We start from the raw sequence: 19,383 nt of genomic DNA on the forward strand, positions 1-19,383 counted from the left end.
AGGTTTCCTCTATTTCATTCTATCTTAGGACAGTTGGTAGTGGCGAATGGGGAATAGGAAAGAGGCAATAGGCAATCCTCCTTATTTATCCCTCAATCTCCCAGCAACTCCTCTAGGGTGGGGGTAAAGGTGGGGTAGGAGATGGCGGCGGCTTGGGCGCGGTGGATGGTGGTTTGTCCTTGGGCGTTGAGGGCGGCGATCGCCAAACTCATGGCGATCCGGTGGTCGGTATGGCTGTCTACTTCGGCTCCTTTGAGGGCTGTGCCGCCGATAATTTCTAGGCCGTCGGGGTGTTCGGTGATGTTGGCTCCCATGCGGCCGAGTTCGGAGGCCATGACGGCCAGGCGATCGCTTTCTTTGACCCGCAGTTCTGCCGCGTCTTTAATCACCGTTTTCCCTTCGGCAAAGGCGGCTGCGACGGCTAAAATGGGAATTTCATCAATTAAGCGGGGAATCACTTCTCCCCCGATCTCACACCCTTGTAAACGGCTGGATTTAACCCGTAAATCCGCTACCGGTTCCCCGGTGACTGTCCGTTGATTAAGGAATTCGATATTCGCTCCCATTTTCTCTAATACCTCTAAAATTCCCGTGCGGGTGGGGTTGATGCCGACATTTTCAATGATTAGGTCGCTATCGGGAATAATGGCTCCTGCGACTAACCAAAAGGCGGCTGAACTAATATCCCCAGGAACAATAATCGATTGACCCGATAATTGGGCTGGCCCCACTACAGTGACCGAATGGGTTTCGGGGTCTCGTTTCACCGTTGCGCCAAAGGCCGCTAACATGCGTTCGCTGTGGTCTCTGGATAGGGCCGGTTCAGTAACGGTGGTTTCCCCTTCGGCCATCAGTCCAGCTAGAAGAATGCAGGATTTGACTTGGGCCGAGGCAATGGGAGAATGGTAGTGAATAGGTTTAAGTTGGGTTCCTTGTACCGCTAGGGGGGCGAGGGTGTTGTTTTTGCGTCCCCAAATTTGAGCGCCCATTTGTTGTAGGGGTTGGATGACTCTGGACATGGGCCGCGATCGCAGGGACTGATCTCCGGTTACACTAAAAAAGCAGTCTTTATGGGAGGCTAAAATCCCTAACATCAGGCGCATGGTGGTTCCAGAATTGCCACAATCTAAAATATCTGTCGGTTCCTGTAGCGATCCAACACCTAAACCGTTCACCTGAACCTGTTCGGAGTTAAGTTTTGTGATGTTTACGCCCATTGACCGGAAACAAGCGGCCGTACTTTGGGGGTCTTCTCCAATCAGCAATCCGGCGATCGTTGTTTCTCCTTGGGCTAAACTGCCTAACATGAGCGATCGATGGGAAATCGATTTATCTCCAGGCACTTGAATCTTGCCCTGTAGCGCCACCCCAGCCGTTGGGGGTTGCACGATCAAATCTTCATCAGGGCCAATTAAATTTAGACTAACGATCGGAGCAGTCATGGAGATAAACTAAAAATAAGTGAAAATTAAGACTCTGTAGCGCAATCATACCTTATGGTGTTACAGGCTGGTAGGGGTTCACTTCTTAGACCTGTCTTAGATCTGTCAATTGTCGTTCTCACTTCATAGATATGCTTAAAAACCACCGCAAACCTGTTAGTCTGTCTTTTTCCTCGACGGATCTGCCCATTTATTCGTTTGTGGAAACTGCTGCCACCTTATACCGTAAGGATCGAGACCGCTTTCATCTCTTACTCAATGAACCGGGACTCTACGACCGTAACCCAGAAATTGACCCCACCATTCCCTTAGCCGGGCCGCCGCGATTATTATGGTTAGAGATTTCTCCTTATCGGGTGGTGATGACCATGCAGGGCAATGGCAAATTGAGTTATCGCCATTTCTGGGAACAGGGAATGTATGGATTATCTCGATATTGGCTCTCTGGAGAATCCGCCCATGAGGTGGGACAAATGCGCCTCCGCAATTTTACCCGCAGTTTGATTTTAACGGGGTATTCGCAACCGGAACACTTGAGAATTGAGTACGAGCTGTGGTGCGAGCGTCTGAATTTAGGTCAATATATTTTATCGTTGGATATTCATCACTAATAGGGAATAGGGAATAGGGAATAGTATGGGTAGAGTTGTAGAATTTGAATGATCTTGCTTATCCTCCTGCCCACCCTACGATAAAGTTGCTCAAGGTGTTGGTAATGGGTAATGGGTTAGATTCTTCTCCAGAAAAAGTAAATAGTCGCTGTGTGTTGGTTTGTCAACATGAATCTTGTTGTAAGCAAGGATCGGCTGAGGTTTTAGCTGCTTTTGAACAGTATGCCAGTGAAACCGTTAGAGTTGAGGGGGTAGGCTGTCAAGGTCAGTGTAATCTAGGGCCGACTGTGCGGGTTTTACCCGATGAGACTTGGTATTGTCGGGTAAAACCAGAAAATGTTTCTGAGATTGTAGAATCCCATCTTGAAGGAGGGGAACCGGTACAGAAGCTTTTACACCCTCGCATCCATTTTCAATATCAATATTACAGTGAATAATATAGCTAGTCTAAATGAGTTGTGTAACTGGAAATGCCCTCTCCCTATATCCCTCTCCCAAGGGAGAGGGACTTCTGCTCCCCTTCTCCTGCGGGAGAAGGGGCTGGGGGATGAGGGGCAGCCATTACACAACTCATTTAGGTTTGCTATATAAACTCCCCCAGTGAATTGATGCGACTCGAATACAGCAGAATTTGGTTATGGTACAAGCACGTCCCCAATTAACAACGTTTCAAGATTTTCTGACCTGGAAGCCAGAAACAGGGCGGTATGAGTTACACGATGGGGTAATTTTTGAAATGCAGCCAACAGGCTTTCATGAACAAGTAGTTGGGGTAATTAACCGCAAGGTAAACGTATGGCTAGATCGGCAAAATTTGGCTTATTTTATTCCCAATACAGCGATGATACAACCCTTGGGATTTGAAAGTGGCTATAAACCCGATTTGATGGTGGTTGATCCTGCCGAATTATCCCATGAGCCTCTTTGGGAACGTGAGTCAGTGATTACGTTGGGAAGTTCCCTAAAGCTTGTCGTAGAGGTGGTATCCACGAATTGGCCTGATGATTACGCCCGTAAGTTTGAGGATTATGAGGCCATGGGAATTCCCGAATACTGGATTGTCGATCCGCTAGGTTTGGGAGGACACCGCTATATTGGTAAACCCAAGCAACCCACCATTACTGTGTGTCACTGGGTTGATGGTGTTTATGATACACAGCTATTTCGACGCGGCGATGAAGTAATATCCAAGCATTTACTAGGATTACAGTTTAGTGTGAGCCAATTTCTTCCCAATTCTCTATAGCTAGTCTAAATGAGTTGTGCAATTGGAAATGCCCTCTCCCTATATCCCTCTCCCAAGGGAGAGGGACTTCTACTCCCCTTCTCCCTTCGGCTACGCTCAGGGCAGCGCCTGCGGGAGAAGGCTTGCCCTGAGCGTAGCCGAAGGGGGCTGGGGGATGAGGGGCAGCCATTACATAACTCATTTAGGTTTGCTATATTGTAGTTTGTCGCGCAATGGAAAGTGCTGTAGTCTTGGTTGTTTAGGCTTAGTCAATCTGATTTTTAATCGGTAGGCTGATGGTAAAGGTGGTTCCTTGTTGGGGAGTGGAGTGGCATTCGAGGAGTCCATCATGGCGTTGAATAATTTGATGCACGATCGCTAATCCTATGCCCGTGCCTTTTCCGGCGGGTTTGGTGGTGAATTGATAGTCAAAAATCTGACTTTGAATATCTTCGGGAATGCCTAAGCCGTTATCGGTAATGCGAATTTGGATTTGGGAGCGATCGCTGATAAATTCAGTGGCAATGGTAATCTGACATGCTTGTGCTGAGGAATCCCCCTGCTTTTCACAGCGCTCATCTAAAGCATCAATACTGTTGGCTAACAGATTCATGAACACTTGATTGAGTTGTTCTGGATAACAGAGAATCTGAGGTAATTCTTGATACTCTTTTATGATTTCAATTTCCGATCGATTGGCATTACTTTTGAGGCGATGTTTGAGGATGAGTAGGGTGCTTTCGAGTCCATCATGGATATCAGATTCTACAGGTTTATCGCTATTTTTACGGGAGAATTTACGCAAAGATACGCTTAATTGTTGGATGCGATCGCTACCAACTTTAATGGAATCGAGAAGATTAGGCAAATCTTCTAACAAATACTCTAAATCAATATGTTCTGAGTGTTCAACAATTGCTTCTGTGGGTTGGGGATATTCCTGCTGATAGATCTGCAAATGCTCCATTAAACTCTCGACTCCTTCTTGGGCAAATTGCAGATTATTGGTAATAAATCCCAAAGGATTATTAATTTCATGGGCAATTCCGGCAACTAATTGTCCCAAGGTCGCCATTTTTTCACTTTGTACCAACTGAATTTGAGTATCTTGTAAGCTTTCAAAAGCGCCCAATAAAGCAGCCGTTCGAGCTGCTACTTTTTGTTCTAGCTTAAAAGTTAATTCCCGAATCGTTAATTGATTTCTCACTCGTGCTAAGACTTCTTCACACTGAAACGGCTTACTAATATAATCTACGCCCCCAACTTGAAAGGCTTTCACTTTATCGAGGACATCATCTAGGGCACTAATAAAAATAACTGGAATTTCCGCCGTCTCTGGATTCAGCTTTAAACGTTCACACACTGTATAGCCATCTAAATCCGGCATTTTAATATCCAGAATGACTAAATCCGGAGGATCAGCCTGACAAGAATTTAAGGCCATTTCCCCATTGAGCGCTTTACGGACTTTATACCCTTGGTCGGCTAACATCATGGAAAGTAAGCGAATGTTATCCGGGGTATCATCGACAATTAAAAGGTTTTTTGAATCTAGAGTAGGATTTGCCATAAGAATGAGTATAGCAGTATAAACTTGGGGATTTTCGGCAATTAATGCTTATCGATAGACAGAATTTCTGCCTTGTTGTTTGGCATGATAGAGAGCTTGATCGGCACTGGCAATTAAGTCTTCAGGAGATAAATCGGAATCCGGAAACCGACAAGCCACGCCCAAGCTAACGGTAACATAGGAACTCACGTTAGATTGACTATGGGGGATTTTGAGGTTTTCGACTTCTAGGCGAATGAGTTCAGCGACTTGTAGGGCGTAGTCGGAGGATGCATTGGGTAAGATAACGGCAAATTCTTCCCCCCCATACCGAGCCACTAAAGCGCCAGAGTGGGTGACGACTCGTTGCATGGCTTGAGCAACTTTTTGTAGACATTGATCTCCCTTCACATGGCCATAGGTATCGTTATAAAGTTTGAAATAATCGACATCAGCTAAAATCAAAGATAGGGCTTGGGAATATCTGCTGCTATAGGCAGGTAAGGAAAATAAGCGTTTCCATTCCTGTTGGAGATAATCATTAAAATGGCGACGGTTGCTGAGTTGGGTGAGTTCGTCTAGGGTGACTAACCGTTCTAAGTTTTGTTGGGTTTGTTGCTGTTGGTTGACCTCTTGTTTGAGTTTTTGCAGTTCTTCTTTGAGTTTTTTCTGTTGACAACAGAGGCTAAGTTGATGTTCTACTCTGGCTAGAACTTCTTCGACTTGGAAGGGTTTGGTGATGTAGTCGAGTCCACCGGATTTGAAGGCCTGTAATTTGTGGTTGGCTTCATCTAAGGCACTCAAGAAGATAATGGGAATTTCGGCGGTTGTGGGAGAAGCTTTGAGGCGATCGCAGACTTGATAACCATTCATGCCGGGCATATTGATATCGAGTAGGATTAAATCTGGGAGTTGGGCGGTGCAGGAGGCGATCGCCATTTCGCCGTTGATTGCTTTTCGTACTTTATACCCCTGCTGGGTGAGCATTTGGGAGAGCAGACGCAGGTTATCAGGCAGATCGTCCACAATTAAGATATCGCCTCCCATGGGTTCCAATGTTGTGGTCATGGTCTTACCTTTTCAATTAACGACACCACACAGTCAAAGCGAAAATTATGGGCCCATTCTGACAATTGCTGGGAAAGGGGACTTAAGGATTCGGGAATTTCGTCAATGAGTAAGACCATTTCATCGTCAAATCCTTTAATGGCGGTTTGATAGAGGTCCTCGATCCACTCCTGTCCCATTTGTCCCAGATAGTCTTCTAAGGGAAGGGTTGGGCCTGGATCGACTGGAGCGGATGAAGTTTCGTTCTCTTGATAAAGATACTCAATTCCTAGATGATGGGCAATTTTTTCTAGGAGGACGTTTTCTCGGAAGGGTTTACGCAAAAATTCATCACAGCCGGCACTGAGGACTAAATTGCGTTCTTCTTCAAAGGCGCTGGCGGTGAGGGCAAAAATGATGGTGCTGCGACCTTTGGTGGTACTTTTTATTTGTCGGGTGGCTTCGTAACCATCCATGACGGGCATTTGCATGTCCATGACAATCAAATGGGGATACCATCGTTTCCAGATGGCGATCGCCTCTTGGCCATTAGAAGCAACCTCAACGTCAAAGCCCAAATTGCCTAACAGTTGCATCAGTAACATCCGACTTTCTTGGCGATCGTCTACGGCTAAAATCCGCTTTCGCTCTTGTCCGGGGGCTAATCCTTTGATCTTGCGAGTGGGAACCGAGGACTCAATTTCACTGGGGTCTACCTGTTTTGCCTCGATGGAAAAGGTAAAGGTCGATCCGCGATCGACCTCGGATGTTACGGTTAAATCTCCCCCCATTAACTGTACAAACTGGCGACTAATGGGTAAACCTAATCCTGTCCCCTGTTGAGATTTGCGCCCGGTTTCAGTTTGGGTAAAGGGTTCAAACAAATGCTCCAATTCTTCGGGAGAAATTCCCGGCCCGGTATCCTCGACCTGAAACTCAATGATCTGATTGAGTTTATTGGCTTCTGATTTGGCACTGACTCGCAACGCCACCCCCCCATCATGAGTAAATTTAATCGCATTTCCCAACAAATTAATTAAGACTTGGCGCAGTTTTCCTTCATCTCCACTAATAAATTGGGGAACATTGGGATCGTATTCACAGAGCAGGTGTAATCCTCTGGAGGTGGCTTTAAGTTGAAGCATGTCTTCAATACTTTTCAGCAGGCGATAGAGATCGAAGTTACTGGGATTTAGAGTGACTCGACCTGCTTCTATTTTAGACATCTCCAAAATATCATTAATCAACTCTAGAAGATGTTCGCCCGATCGCCCAATAATCTCTAAATTTTCTTGGTGTTCCCGTTTCAGCGAAGCATCTCGACTCATAATTTGGGTAAAGCCGAGGATCGCATTTAAGGGGGTGCGTAGCTCGTGGCTCATATTGGCCAAAAATTCACTTTTGGCTTTATTGGCATGTTCTGCTGCTTCTTTTGCTTGAGCTAGAGCCTCTTCTGCTTGTTTGCGTTGGGTAATATCATTGGTGACCGAGAGTAAACAGTCTTCTCCCCTCAGTTTTATGATCTCGGCGGAGAGTAAGGTAATCCGACGCTCTCCGGATTTGGTACAAAATTCAAATTCATAATCCCGGATAAAGCCTTGATTAACCAGGGTTTCAAAGAGGTTGACCCTTTGTTCCATTTTTGTCCAGAGTTGCAATTCTACGGCCGTGCGCCCAATCACTTCCTCGTTGGTGTATCCGGTGGTTCTCAGGAAAGCATCATTGACTTCTAGATGTCGCCCATCTTTCATGGCGGTGATGGTGATGGGGTGGGGGGTACACTGAAAGACGATGGAAAATTTATCTTCGGATGCTCGCTTATCTGTTTCGGCTAGGGTGCGATCGCTAATTTCTTGCTCGAGTTGCTTGGTTTTAGTTTCTAGCTCTTGGGTTCTGGATTGTACCTGTGCTTCTAGAGTTTGATTTAAGTGCTTCAGTTGGGTAGATAGGGCCGTGAGTTCCTGGCGGTTTTCTTCTAAGTTTTGAAGTTCCTGATAGGAGCGTAAGGCTTTGACTAAACTCATACCCAAGGTTTGTGGGTTTAAGTTAGTTTTTTGTTGATAATCATTAACGTCATAATTGAGCAATATGGAAAATTCTAGGGCTTGATCTGGCTCTGGGGCGCATACAATAATCCGATGGGATGAGTTTTTGAGATCCTCCCGAATAAACTGAACCAGCTCTAAACCTCCCCTGGGTTTTTCTAGATCGAGATCCACAAACACAAGGCTTAAATCTGGGTTTTCTTCCAGGTAACTTCGCGCTTGTTCCTCATTATCTATCCATTTCACCTGCAAGGGTTTTCCTTGAAATACAAAGTCATGAAATTGCTCGCTAAAAATCTGATAGATTCCTGGATCTCGATCGATGACTAAAATTGACCAACATGCTGCTGAGGAATCGTTGGATGCACCCCGGTTATGGTTTGTCGATGGCAAGAGTTCACCGGTTTTTTCCGATGCTCCTCTTTGTTTTTTCTTCATAGTTCACACCAAAACCGTAAGTCTATCGATGTACAATTAAGAGTTTATAGCTGGTTTTAGGGGCGATTTTTACTAGATCGTAGGAAACCCCATAGATAAACGGCTCCGATCCGCTATCCTTTAATAATCTACTTATTATATCAATTTCTGTCTAATCTCAAATTGGCTTAAAAACTTGTTATATTCAATTATAAAGGTTGCTTTTAAGACTTTTTTTTAAAAAAATCAGTATTTATGCTTAAACAGAGTTCAGGGCTAGACGGGCGCTCCCATAGGCGGCTAAAGGGCTGATGGGAGTGAGAAAGGGAACAGATAAGTAGGTTTGCCGGAGCTGTGACCAGGTATTACTTTTTGCACCACCTCCTGCCGTATATAAGCGTTTGAGGGGAGTGGCTCCGAGTTCGGTGAGGCGTTGATATCCGAGGGCTTCGAGACGGGCGATACCTTGCAGGAGTCCATGGAGAAATTCGACGGGATCTTCGGGACGGGGATGGAGACGGGGGGGGAGGTTGGGGTCGTTGATGGGGAAGCGATCGCCTTTTCCGAGTAAGGGATAGTAGTCTAGAGGACTTTCTTGGTTGGGGTTAATTTGACTCGATAGGGTCTCTAATTCTACATCAGTAAAAAAATGTCGCAGGACTGCACCCCCGGTATTGGAGGCTCCCCCGACTAACCAGCGATCGCCAAACCGATGGCTATAAATCCCATACTGGCTATTATTCACAGGGGTTTCACTGAGCAGTTTTAACGCTAAAGTGGAGCCGAGGGAGGTCACCCCATCACCGGGAACCGATGCACCACTGGCGATAAAGGCGGCAATACTGTCCGTGGTTCCGGCACAAATGAGACAATCGGCCGGAAAGCCCCATGTTTGGGCAATTTGGGGGAGAATGGGGGCGATCGCCTCTCCCGGTGTATAAACTTTCGGTAAAGTTAGGCGATCGGGAAGGGGAGGAAACCAATCCGGATAGCAAAGATTCTGGACATCATAGCCCAGTTTGAGCGCATTGTGATAATCACTGATTCCGAGTTGCCCATGGAGTAAAGAAGCTAACCAGTCTGCTTGATGGAGAAAATAGATCCGGCCCTCTAAGGATAGGTTTTCGAGTCCCCAAAGGAGTTTCGCCAAGCTCGATGTGGCGCTTAAAACGAGATGATCCGCAGGGGCAAACCCTTGTATTTGGGGAATCATGGCTTTTCCCCGGTCGTCATTGTACATCAGTGGGGGGGCGATCGCCTCTCCCTCGCGATCGCAAAACAAGACGGTTGCAGACGTGCCATTAATCAAAATTCGGGTAATCTGTTGCCGACAGTCTAACGGCAGTTGCTCGAATAGGGAAAATAGGCTAGTTTTCCAGACTTCGGGATGTTGGCGATTATAAGTGCAGGTTGCTTGTGCAATGATATCCCGATCTGGGTTAATGGCGATCGCTTCAGGGATGCGAAGTATTATCGCCCTTGCTCCCGATGTACCAAAATCCATTCCTAACACTAATCCCATATCCAGCATTTTCAATTGAGTTTGAGTTATCAACAGTTGCCCCTCATCCCCCTACCCCCTTCTCCCGCAGGCGCTGTCCTGAGCGAAGTCGAAGGGCGCTGTCCTGCTTGCCCTGCTTGCCCTGAGCGAAGTCGAAGGGAGCGTAGCCGAAGGGAGCGAAGTCGAAGGGAGAAGGGGGAAAGTCCCTCTCCCGTGGGAGAGGGATTTTCCGCAAAGCGGACATGAAAGGGAGAGGGCACTTCAAATTTACCAACCCATTAGAAGTAATATATAATGAATTCTTAGATAAAGATAGCTAAAGTATTCTTACTCAAGAAATTGTTCCTTCTAGAACTAAAAACCTGATGGCAGCTAGAGATAAATATCATTCTGCGGTTAGAATTGCCCTAGAAAAGGAGCAGTGGAACATTACAGATGATCCCTTGCGACTCGAAGTTGCTGGAACAAAGTTTGAACTTGATTTAGGCGCAGAGCAATTATTAGCCGCAGAGCGAGGGGAAGAAAAAATAGCCGTTGAAATCAAGACATTTTTGAGCGATTCCCCCCTAACCGATTACCATGCAGCATTAGGACAGTTTTTGAATTATCAGCTCGCCTTGGAAATTAACGATCCGACAAGAAGGTTATATTTAGCCATACCCACCAGAACCTATAAAGGATTTTTTCAGCGAGAATTCACACAAATTTCCCTAGAACGATATCAAATTAAACAAATCATTTACGATCCAGAAAAAGAGGTGATTGTACGATGGATATCCTAGAACAATATCGCCAGATCATTCAGTCCATATTAACCGAATATGCTGCCATTCCCATCGCCAACGGGGAGATTGATTGCTACACTGTTTTTGATACTCAACAAGATCATTATCAAGTGGTCAATATTGGATGGGATGGCGATCGCCGCGTCTATGGTTGTGTCTTGCACCTCGATATTATCAACGGCAAGATCTGGGTGCAGCATAACATGACTGAAATGAGAATTGCTCAAGAACTGGTGAATCGAGGAGTAGCCAAAGACAAAATTGTGTTAGGCTTCCAAGACCCTAACATGCGGCAATATACAGAGTATGCGCCCATTTAAGGCAATCGGATGGCCCATTACCCGCACATTGCACTATATACTTTTGAGTAGCATAGAACCGGAGTAGAGATTAGCCGAACGCCATGCCAGAACCCTTAAGACTTGATGAAGCCGTTGAATTTGCGGAGAACCCAGAACCCCGTTGTCCCTGTGTCCTCTTGCTTGATACCTCTGGTTCCATGCAGGGAGAAGCTCTTGATGCTTTACACCAGGGTTTAGAAACCTTTCGCACTGACTTGAATAAGGATACCTTAGCCGCTCGTCGGGTAGAAGTGGCTATTATCAGTTTTAACAATGAAATTAAGGTAGAACTTGACTTTGTAACCGCCGATCAATTTGAAACTCCCAAGCTTAGAGCATCAGGAATGACGTATATGGGGAGTGCCATTAATACAGGGTTGGATTTAATTGAGGCGCGAAAAGCTGAATATCGTGCCAATGGGATTGCCTATTATCGCCCTTGGGTATTTTTAATCACTGATGGAGCGCCCCAAGGGGAACCGGAAGAGGTAGTGCAAAAAGCGGCTCAACGCATTCAACAAGCGGAAAATAATAAACAAGTGGCGTTTTTTGCGGTGGGTGTGGAAAATGCGGATTTAGCCCAGTTAAGCGAGATTGTGGTGCGGACTCCGGTAAAATTGAAGGGACTCAATTTTGTGGAAATGTTCTTGTGGTTATCCGCTTCGATGTCTGCCGTTTCCCATTCTAAGCTCGACGATCAGGTGGCGCTTCCTCCTCCGGGTTGGGGCACGGTTTAAATAGAGTAATGGGTAATGAGTAATGAGTAATGATTAATGAGTCAACCGTTTTAAGATTCAGGAGTAATTGAGGAAAAAACCATGAGTAAAGCAATTTTTGAATTAGTGGATGAACTGCCCACGGATAATATTACGATTAAGGCCTTGCGTGCTTTGGATTTTGTGGTTCCAGGAGAGTGGGATAACTTGGTGGGGTTTGAGAATACGATCTGCACCATTACCGGCGAAGAAGATCAGGAGATGATTCAGGCGATCGGTAATCGGGCGATTGAACTGTTTAATGATGATCAAGAAGGTTATCAACGGGCCCTGTGGATTTATCAGACCGTGAGCGGAACGGGTCGCGCTCTGGGTGCGGCTACCTTAGCGAATATGGTAGGCGATAAAATTCCTTTGGTTGGGGGGTTATTAACGAAGATGACTCCTAAACCGGTGAAAGCTCAGAGTATTGATTTATCGTTAAAAGTGGTGGGAGAATTGGTTGGGTTTTGCTCAATTAATGGTATTCCGGGTGATAGCATTGGGGATTTCGTGGGTGCTTTAGGAGATTATGGTGGCGAGTCCTTGATGCGGATGGCTGCCCTCGTTTGTTTTGATGGTTTGATTCCTTTGGGGCCAGATTTCTTGGGGGTGGTTTCGGATTGGATTGGCAATTTGTCGGCGGGGGATTTGGAGGACAACGATCAATTCCAACAGTTACAATCGGTAATTCCAGGAGACGATCCGGGCAGTAAGTTGGGTTTTATTGGGGAATCGTTCAGTTCGGTGTCGGGTTGGATGGGAGATTTTGTCAGCGATCGCGGCATTACCCCGACTAATGTGGCTAACAGTCTACAGAGTTTTGTGGAATTCAGCGATGATAAATTAGATTATCTAGGTGCATTCCTGGACATGAGTACGAACTATTATGAACATACAGGAATTCAGACCCTAGCCCATCGTTTAATAGAACGAGCAGTGGCAGAGATCTAACTTTTTGAAAGAATGGGGGGACACGGGGACGATCCATGACCCCATTCCCCCATTCCCCCCTATCATTAGGAAAGACAGCACAGTTTCTCAAGACTCAGATTATGGCAGACGAAAAAAGCACAGCCTCAAAGAAAGAAAAGCCACCCGCTCCGGAAGACAAACCCTTTGCCGAATTTATTCAACAGGATTATCTTCCTGCTCTGCAAGAGGGCTTAGAAAAACAGGGAATTAGTGACCTGAAGCTCGACTTTACCCAAGCGGCGATCGCTGTACAGGGCATGGAAAAAGAACCCCCCTGTTGGCAGGTAGTCGGAACCTGGAAAAACGGCCAACACCAATTTAATGTGTACTTTTTTAAAGAAGACATTAAAGGACAACGGGCCTTTTCCTATTCCCACAAGGGAGCCAAACCCAGCACCCTAGAACCCTTCTTGATCGACGAGCGGAAAATCAACCTGGGTTTGTTGGTCTTTGGGGTCGTCACTCGTTTGAATGGACAAAAGTGGCTCACGCTTAATTAGAGGGTTGTACCAGTGGAGGGGAAACTTCCCCTCTAAGCATTTATTCTTACAGAGTGCGATCAATGAAATCCCCCTGCACCCGATCGATCCCCATCGAGTCATCAAATCCTGATAACAACGTATCCGCCCCAACTGACCTCACTTAAACCCTTTCGTTTCTAGAAAGGACAGCTCTCCATTACCGATTCCCCATTCCCCTGGGCGGCACTCAAGTTTTAAGAATTAACAAGACTCTAAAATAGTCCTTAAATTGTGTGGATTATTTCAAAATAGAAGCGATACAATTCAAAGACGATTAACAAGGCAAGCAAGATAAAGGAGAACGACCTATGCAGGCCACCACAGTAATGGCGACTCGAAGAACTGGAGCATATGCTCTGATAGATAGCTTAAAACGGCACGGAGTCAAGCATATTTTTGGTTATCCAGGGGGAGCCATTCTACCGATTTATGATGAATTGTATCGCTGTGAAGCCAATGGAGAAATCCAACATTTCTTGGTGAGACACGAACAAGGGGCTTCCCATGCGGCAGATGCTTATGCTCGTGCAACGGGTAAAGTGGGCGTGTGTTTTGGCACGTCTGGCCCTGGAGCGACGAACTTGGTCACGGGTATCGCTACGGCTCAAATGGACTCGATTCCCATGGTCGTCATTACTGGACAGGTGACTAGGGCAGCCATTGGTACAGATGCGTTCCAAGAAACTGATATTTACGGCATCACCCTGCCTGTGGTTAAACATTCCTATGTGGTACGTCGGGCCCAAGATATGGCTCGAATCGTGGCCGAAGCCTTCCATATTGCTAGTACCGGACGGCCGGGGCCGGTTCTGATTGATGTGCCCAAGGATGTGGGTATAGAAGAGTGTGACTATGTGCCGGTAGAACCGGGAACGATTAAATTACCAGGCTATCGGCCCACCATTAAGGGCAATCCTCGGCAAATTAATCAGGCGATCGCCTTAATGCAAAACGCTGAACGGCCCCTACTCTATGTTGGGGGGGGCGCGATCGCCTCTGGGGCCCATGCAGAACTCAAAGAATTGGCCGAACTGTTCCAAATTCCTCTAACAACCACCTTCATGGCCAAAGGGGCATTTGATGAAAAACACCCCTTATCCGTCGGCATGTTGGGAATGCATGGTACAGCCTATGCCAACTTTGCTGTCAGTGAATGTGACCTGCTGATCGCCGTTGGGGCCCGCTTTGATGACCGGGTAACCGGAAAACTGGATGAGTTTGCCTCCCGCGCTCAAGTCATCCATATCGATATTGATCCGGCAGAAGTGGGCAAAAACCGCACCCCCGATGTGCCCATCGTCGGTGATGTGCGCCAAGTGTTGATCGATTTACTCGCTCGTTGCCATCAAATGGGCCTGTCCGGTCAACCGACGAAAACCACCCTCTGGTTAGAGCGGATCAATCGCTGGCGCACCGACTATCCCTTAGTCATTCCTCGCCCAGAAGGTCAGCTCTCTCCTCAAGAGGTCATCTACTCCGTTGGCCAACAAGCCCCCAACGCTTTCTATACCACTGATGTGGGTCAGCACCAAATGTGGGGAGCGCAATTCCTGGAAAATGGGCCTCGTCAATGGATTTCTAGTGGTGGATTAGGAACCATGGGTTTTGGTGTCCCCGCAGCCATGGGTGTTAAGGTGGCTTTGGCCGATGAACAGGTGATTTGTATCGCTGGAGATGCCAGTATCCAGATGAATATCCAGGAACTGGGAACGATCGCCCAATATGGCATTAATGTGAAAGTGGTGATCATCAATAATGGTTGGCAAGGTATGGTACGCCAGTGGCAAGAAACCTTCTACGGCGAACGCTATTCGGCTTCCAACATGGAAATGGGAATGCCTGATTTTGTCAAATTGGCAGATGCTTATGGCATTAAAGGCATGAAAATCGACAGTCGAGATCAGCTCGAAGGGGCGATCGCCGAAATGCTCTCCCATGATGGCCCTGTGATCCTTGATGCTCATGTCACCCGTAACGAAAACTGTTATCCCATGGTGGCCCCCGGCAAGAGCAATGCCCAAATGATTGGCTTGCCCACGGTGAACAAAGAGCAGTCTCTAGAGTTGCTCTATTGTGCGAGTTGTGGAGCCAAAAACGTTACCAGTAACAAGTTTTGTCCTGAATGTGGCGCAAAACTCTAATGGGTAACGGGAATGGGTAATGGGTAATGAGTAATGGGCGATCGCCCATTCCCCCATTCCCCCATTCTCCCCATCTGCCCTTAAGATAGAACAGATCGCTATGGCACTTGGGTTATGAATAAAGCAATCTCCACCGCACTGATTTTTCTCGGTTTCACCTTCGCCACCCCTGTGGTCGCAGAAGATTTAGAGCATCTCAGACAACTGCTCTCTTCTAAACAATGTCCGATGTGTAACCTGAGCGAGTCAGGGTTAAGTATGGCTCAGTTAGAAAATGCCGACTTAACCGAAGCGGACTTAAGTTTTGCCAATTTGGATAATGCCGATTTAAGTGGAGCCACTTTAAGTGGCGCAGATCTGACGGGAGCGCTGCTATATAAGGCAGATCTGCGACGGGCCAATTTAGCTGGAGCCAATTTAGCCGGAGCCAACTTAATCGGGGCAGACTTATCCTATGCTGACCTGACTGGGGCCAATTTAGCTGGGGCGAATTTGAGTGGCGCGTATATGGCCAATGCCCAAATTGAAGGAGCCATCATTAATACGGCTATTCTCAATGGGGTGATTGATTTTCCTGGTGGGGTTCTGACTCCGGAGGATTATTATCGGTTAGCCTTTGTGGATGCCCGTTCTGGGAACCATCGAGGGGCGCTGGAAAAGCATAGTTTAGCCCTACAGATCGATCCGAATTTTGCCCCCGCTTATTTGGGCCGTGGCGTGAGTCGTTTGCAACTCGGAGATGGCAGTGGGGCGATCGCCGATTGGACAGTAGCCCGTACTATTTTTGAAACCCAGGGCAATGAAGAAGGTTTCCAAACCTCCCAAGAATTCATTGAAGTCACAGAAAAGGCGATCGAAGAGAGCAAAAGAGGCAAACGACGGGGAGGGTTTATGAGTATCGTTAATCAACTCGCTCCCATGTTGCTCCAATTCCTCTTGTGAGACTCCCCAGACTCGCAACGGCGATCAGCGCCCACTACAACAGCCATTCCTCCAGTTCTCCATCTCCCTGCCTAACTCTGATGGGCCGCATAATGTACCAGTTGACCCAGCTTGTGACGTAGGGTTTCTAAACCAAGACGCGCACTGGCGGAGACAAATAGAGCTTGGGGATAATACTCTTGAGCCAGAGCCAGGGTATCGCCATCGACGCGATCGATTTTGTTAAACACCATCAAACTAGGACAAGGTTCGATCGCCAGATCGGATAATAGGGTCGTCACTGACTCTACTTGTTGTTCCCAAGCGGGATGGGACAGATCGACTAAATGTAACAGGGCATCGGCTTCGGTGACTTCCTCTAAGGTGGCTCGGAATGCATCCACCAAGGGCGGGGGCAGTTCATGGATAAATCCCACCGTATCGGTCATCAAAATGGTTTGCGGATCTCCGCTCACTGCATGGGGAACGACTAACCGACGGGTGGTGGCATCCAGGGTGGCAAATAATTGATCTGCGGTATAAACTTCGGCATTAGTCAGGGTATTGAGCAAGGTGGATTTACCCGCATTCGTATAGCCGACAATGGCGATCGCCGGAATTTCCCGATGTTGCCGTTGATGACGCAACCGGCCTCGATGGGCTTGCAGTTGGTTCACCTCCCGTTGCAACCGCGATAAGCGCCGCGAAATCACTCGTCGCTCAGTCTCTAACTTGGTTTCCCCTGGGCCTCTGGTTCCAATACCACCGCCCAACCGGGACATCATTTGACCGCGCCCCGTTAACCGAGGCAACATATATTCCAGTTGAGCCAATTCGACCTGAAGCTTCCCGGCACGGGACTGGGCCCGTTGGGCAAAGATATCCAAAATTACCTCAGTACGATCTAAAACCCGAATGCCAATTTGAGTTTCCAAATTTCGGATTTGAGCGGGCGATAAATCCCGGTCAAACACCACTAAAGTCGCGCCTAGGGTTTGAGCCGTTAACGCAATGTCCGAAACCTTACCTTTACCGACAACCGTTTGCGGATGGGGCTGCGATCGCTTCTGCTGAATCGTCTCCAAGACCATACCGCCAGCCGTTTCCACCAGTCGGGCTAATTCTTCCAACCCTTCCGAGAACCGTTCCGGACTCAGTTGATCTACGTGCAGACCCACCAATAACACCCGGTCTTGCTGGGAATCAACATCTTGAGCAACCGCTTCTTTGCGAAATTCATTCTCTAGCTCTTCCACCAAGTCTAGAAAATCAGAATCGGTCAATTGCTCCAAAGTCACGGGAGGAGAAAGAATCCAATTCAGTTCGGGATCGGCAATTAAATGGGCGAGATAGGCGGATTTCACATATCCCGTTGCCCCTTTACCCCGACGATAAGAACCGCCACCACTGAGGGTTAACACCGCCAGAGCATCTAACCGTTGCAAAGCCATAGCTGTCAGGGTGGACTTATTGGGAGGACTCTGTTTGAGTTGTGTGGCAATACAGCGAATCCCGCTCAGTCGCTCCATGCCATAGCGGGGCAGTTCCAGGGGGGGGATCTGAGTTTGGTGGGGACTGCCGACACCTACGCGAATCACCTGGCCGCGACGGTTAATGTAGCTACAGACGGGTTGATTAATATCTGAGCTGATGGCAGCAACGCGCTGGGCAAACTCGGACGTGGTTAGGCGATCGCCCGGTAGCCGTTGATGATACAGCCGTTGCAGTTGTTTCAGTTGACTCGGCTTCAATCCTTGAATGTTGCCGTAGATGGTATCGATAGGCTCTCTCTCCCTGAGCAGTTGCACAAGATTAAATAGATATTACCTCAAAAGGTATAACACAATTGTAGTATGGAGTTCTATCAATTAACAATTAACAATTTTCATGTCGGCGACAGCCGAAACAATTAACAATTAAGAGGTTAAAAGCGAGCAAGATGCTCGCACTACCATCCTCCCCATGTTCCCCATCTCCCCTCCCCACTATCTCCCTAAACGAACCTCAATCACCTGTCCGGGTTCAACAATGGGGGAGGTGAGGCGATCGGATTGTCCTTGAATGGGGAAAGCGCCCTCAGATCCGAGAACCAGGGCTGTAGCTTGAAAACGACTCTGTTGCCCTTGGGTTTGAAATTGTCCAATTACGGGAGTTCCCACCGGGATCAGTAAACTCCCCTGGCGATCTGTGATGGCTTCATGAACAATTAACACTTCTTGCAGGGGCATACTGGAACTGAGATAAAGGCTCTCCTGACCTGGATATCGTAATTTTAGGCGTATTCCGCCAGGGAGAACGGAGTTGGTATTCTCGGCGATTCTCCTCCGTGAATTTGACGAGGGAAAGTCTTGCCCAAATTCAATGACAGGAATCACCGTAGAGCCGATGGGAGGGAGATCTGAGGTAGGGGCAGGGGTTGGAGATGGCGATCGCCGCCTCATGCCGACTAAATCTGGTGTTGTTTCGACGGAAGCTGGTTGGGTGACGAGGGAAGCGGCTGAGGCTCCGGGGGTGGGTTCTTCTGTCTGGGTGGCTGGCGGTTGGGAACGGGGAAACAGGTCAGGAACCGACACTAGAGGCTGATTAGCTGGCGGTTCAAACCTCCCTGGTGGCAGATTCAGGACTGATGTTGAGGGATCTTGAGTCATCAACGGACGGATCGCCATTTTGTACAGTCCGGCTGATGTGGGATAGGATTCGATCGCTACGGATTCCGGGGCTAACCTCACTCCAGGAGATAAGTATAAAATTAACTGTGTTTGATTGGCGTTTGAACGCTCTAAGGAAATTTGCTGAACGGCTCCAGAGTAACTATTTTTTTCAATTGGTACTTGAATTTCCGTATTGGGTAATTCTATAATAACTCTGAGGGGATTCTCGAAAACGAAGTACCGAGGTGAGATCTCTCCTGCAAGGGTTAACTCTAATTCGGTTTTCAGGGGGTCATATTGCCATTGTCTGAGTTCCCCAGCGAGGGAGGGACAAGCCAAAAACGATAAGGCGATCGCTCCGAGCCAACCTAACCCATTCACAGTCATTTTCATTTTAGATACCCATGCCTGTATTCTAAATTCTTTGATTGGTCTGTAATTCATATCACACCTTTG

Annotated in this window: 17 protein-coding genes; 10 read left to right on the forward strand and 7 right to left on the reverse strand. The window is 47.4% G+C overall.

Features of this window, described 5'->3' with window-relative positions:
* Positions 1-92 precede the first annotated feature (92 nt).
* On the reverse strand, positions 93-1,442 hold the full coding sequence (aroA, locus tag PMG25_RS21775; RefSeq protein WP_283769006.1) for a 3-phosphoshikimate 1-carboxyvinyltransferase: 1,350 nt from the start codon (positions 1,440-1,442) through the stop codon (positions 93-95).
* Positions 1,443-1,573: 131 nt separating this feature from the next.
* Here aroA and PMG25_RS21780 point away from each other — a divergent pair, with 131 nt between their 5' ends.
* The 3 genes from PMG25_RS21780 (at position 1,574) to PMG25_RS21790 (ending at position 3,299) form a co-directional block, all read left to right on the forward strand.
* Positions 1,574-2,053: a hypothetical protein gene (locus PMG25_RS21780; RefSeq protein ID WP_283769007.1), complete on the forward strand. Its 480-nt coding sequence runs from the start codon at positions 1,574-1,576 to the stop codon at positions 2,051-2,053.
* Positions 2,054-2,157: 104 nt separating this feature from the next.
* A complete protein-coding gene (locus PMG25_RS21785) occupies positions 2,158-2,490 on the forward strand; it encodes a (2Fe-2S) ferredoxin domain-containing protein (protein WP_283769008.1) in 333 nt (110 codons plus the stop codon).
* A 200-nt stretch (positions 2,491-2,690) separates the two neighbouring features.
* Entirely contained in the window at positions 2,691-3,299 is a 609-nt protein-coding gene (locus PMG25_RS21790; RefSeq protein WP_283769009.1) for a Uma2 family endonuclease, read from the forward strand.
* Positions 3,300-3,543: 244 nt separating this feature from the next.
* On the opposite strand, the gene PMG25_RS21795 is transcribed toward PMG25_RS21790, so the two are convergent.
* From PMG25_RS21795 to PMG25_RS21810, 4 genes are all read right to left on the reverse strand, one after another.
* Positions 3,544-4,848, reverse strand: coding sequence for a hybrid sensor histidine kinase/response regulator (locus PMG25_RS21795; protein ID WP_283769010.1), 1,305 nt, complete (start codon positions 4,846-4,848; stop codon positions 3,544-3,546).
* 48 nt (positions 4,849-4,896) lie between these two features.
* Complete coding sequence (locus PMG25_RS21800; protein ID WP_283769011.1) at positions 4,897-5,895, reverse strand: diguanylate cyclase domain-containing protein; 999 nt, start codon at positions 5,893-5,895, stop codon at positions 4,897-4,899.
* On the reverse strand, positions 5,892-8,357 hold the full coding sequence (locus tag PMG25_RS21805) for a response regulator (RefSeq protein ID WP_283769012.1): 2,466 nt from the start codon (positions 8,355-8,357) through the stop codon (positions 5,892-5,894). Before PMG25_RS21805 ends, PMG25_RS21800 begins: the two co-directional genes overlap by 4 nt.
* 238 nt (positions 8,358-8,595) lie before the next feature.
* On the reverse strand, positions 8,596-9,858 hold the full coding sequence (locus tag PMG25_RS21810) for an FGGY-family carbohydrate kinase (protein WP_347178910.1): 1,263 nt from the start codon (positions 9,856-9,858) through the stop codon (positions 8,596-8,598).
* Positions 9,859-10,202: 344 nt separating this feature from the next.
* Between PMG25_RS21810 and PMG25_RS21815 the strand changes: the two genes are divergently transcribed.
* The 7 genes from PMG25_RS21815 (at position 10,203) to PMG25_RS21845 (ending at position 16,297) form a co-directional block, all read left to right on the forward strand.
* Complete coding sequence (locus PMG25_RS21815) at positions 10,203-10,619, forward strand: XisH family protein (RefSeq protein WP_283762582.1); 417 nt, start codon at positions 10,203-10,205, stop codon at positions 10,617-10,619.
* Entirely contained in the window at positions 10,607-10,942 is a 336-nt protein-coding gene (locus PMG25_RS21820; RefSeq protein ID WP_283762581.1) for a XisI protein, read from the forward strand. Before PMG25_RS21815 ends, PMG25_RS21820 begins: the two co-directional genes overlap by 13 nt.
* Positions 10,943-11,025: 83 nt before the next feature.
* Positions 11,026-11,700 carry a vWA domain-containing protein gene (locus PMG25_RS21825; protein ID WP_283769014.1) on the forward strand — a complete coding sequence of 225 codons (675 nt, stop codon included), beginning with the start codon at positions 11,026-11,028 and terminating at the stop codon, positions 11,698-11,700.
* A gap of 81 nt (positions 11,701-11,781) precedes the next feature.
* On the forward strand, positions 11,782-12,672 hold the full coding sequence (locus tag PMG25_RS21830) for a hypothetical protein (protein ID WP_283769015.1): 891 nt from the start codon (positions 11,782-11,784) through the stop codon (positions 12,670-12,672).
* Between the two features lie 101 nt (positions 12,673-12,773).
* Positions 12,774-13,193 carry a DUF2996 domain-containing protein gene (locus PMG25_RS21835; RefSeq protein ID WP_283764301.1) on the forward strand — a complete coding sequence of 140 codons (420 nt, stop codon included), beginning with the start codon at positions 12,774-12,776 and terminating at the stop codon, positions 13,191-13,193.
* A gap of 329 nt (positions 13,194-13,522) precedes the next feature.
* Positions 13,523-15,355, forward strand: a complete 1,833-nt coding sequence (gene ilvB / locus PMG25_RS21840; RefSeq protein ID WP_283769016.1) for a biosynthetic-type acetolactate synthase large subunit — start codon at positions 13,523-13,525, stop codon at positions 15,353-15,355.
* 114 nt (positions 15,356-15,469) lie between these two features.
* Positions 15,470-16,297, forward strand: coding sequence for a pentapeptide repeat-containing protein (locus PMG25_RS21845; protein WP_283769017.1), 828 nt, complete (start codon positions 15,470-15,472; stop codon positions 16,295-16,297).
* A 71-nt stretch (positions 16,298-16,368) separates the two neighbouring features.
* Here the strand turns inward: PMG25_RS21845 and hflX are convergent, their stop codons facing one another.
* Complete coding sequence (gene hflX / locus PMG25_RS21850; RefSeq protein WP_488199670.1) at positions 16,369-18,057, reverse strand: GTPase HflX; 1,689 nt, start codon at positions 18,055-18,057, stop codon at positions 16,369-16,371.
* Between the two features lie 204 nt (positions 18,058-18,261).
* Positions 18,262-19,320 (reverse strand): AMIN domain-containing protein, encoded by a 1,059-nt coding sequence (locus PMG25_RS21855; RefSeq protein ID WP_283769019.1) that lies wholly within the window; start codon positions 19,318-19,320, stop codon positions 18,262-18,264.
* Between the last annotated feature and the right edge of the window lie 63 nt (positions 19,321-19,383).

The organism is Roseofilum capinflatum BLCC-M114, from assembly GCF_030068505.1.
Lineage (GTDB): Bacteria > Cyanobacteriota > Cyanobacteriia > Cyanobacteriales > Desertifilaceae > Roseofilum > Roseofilum capinflatum.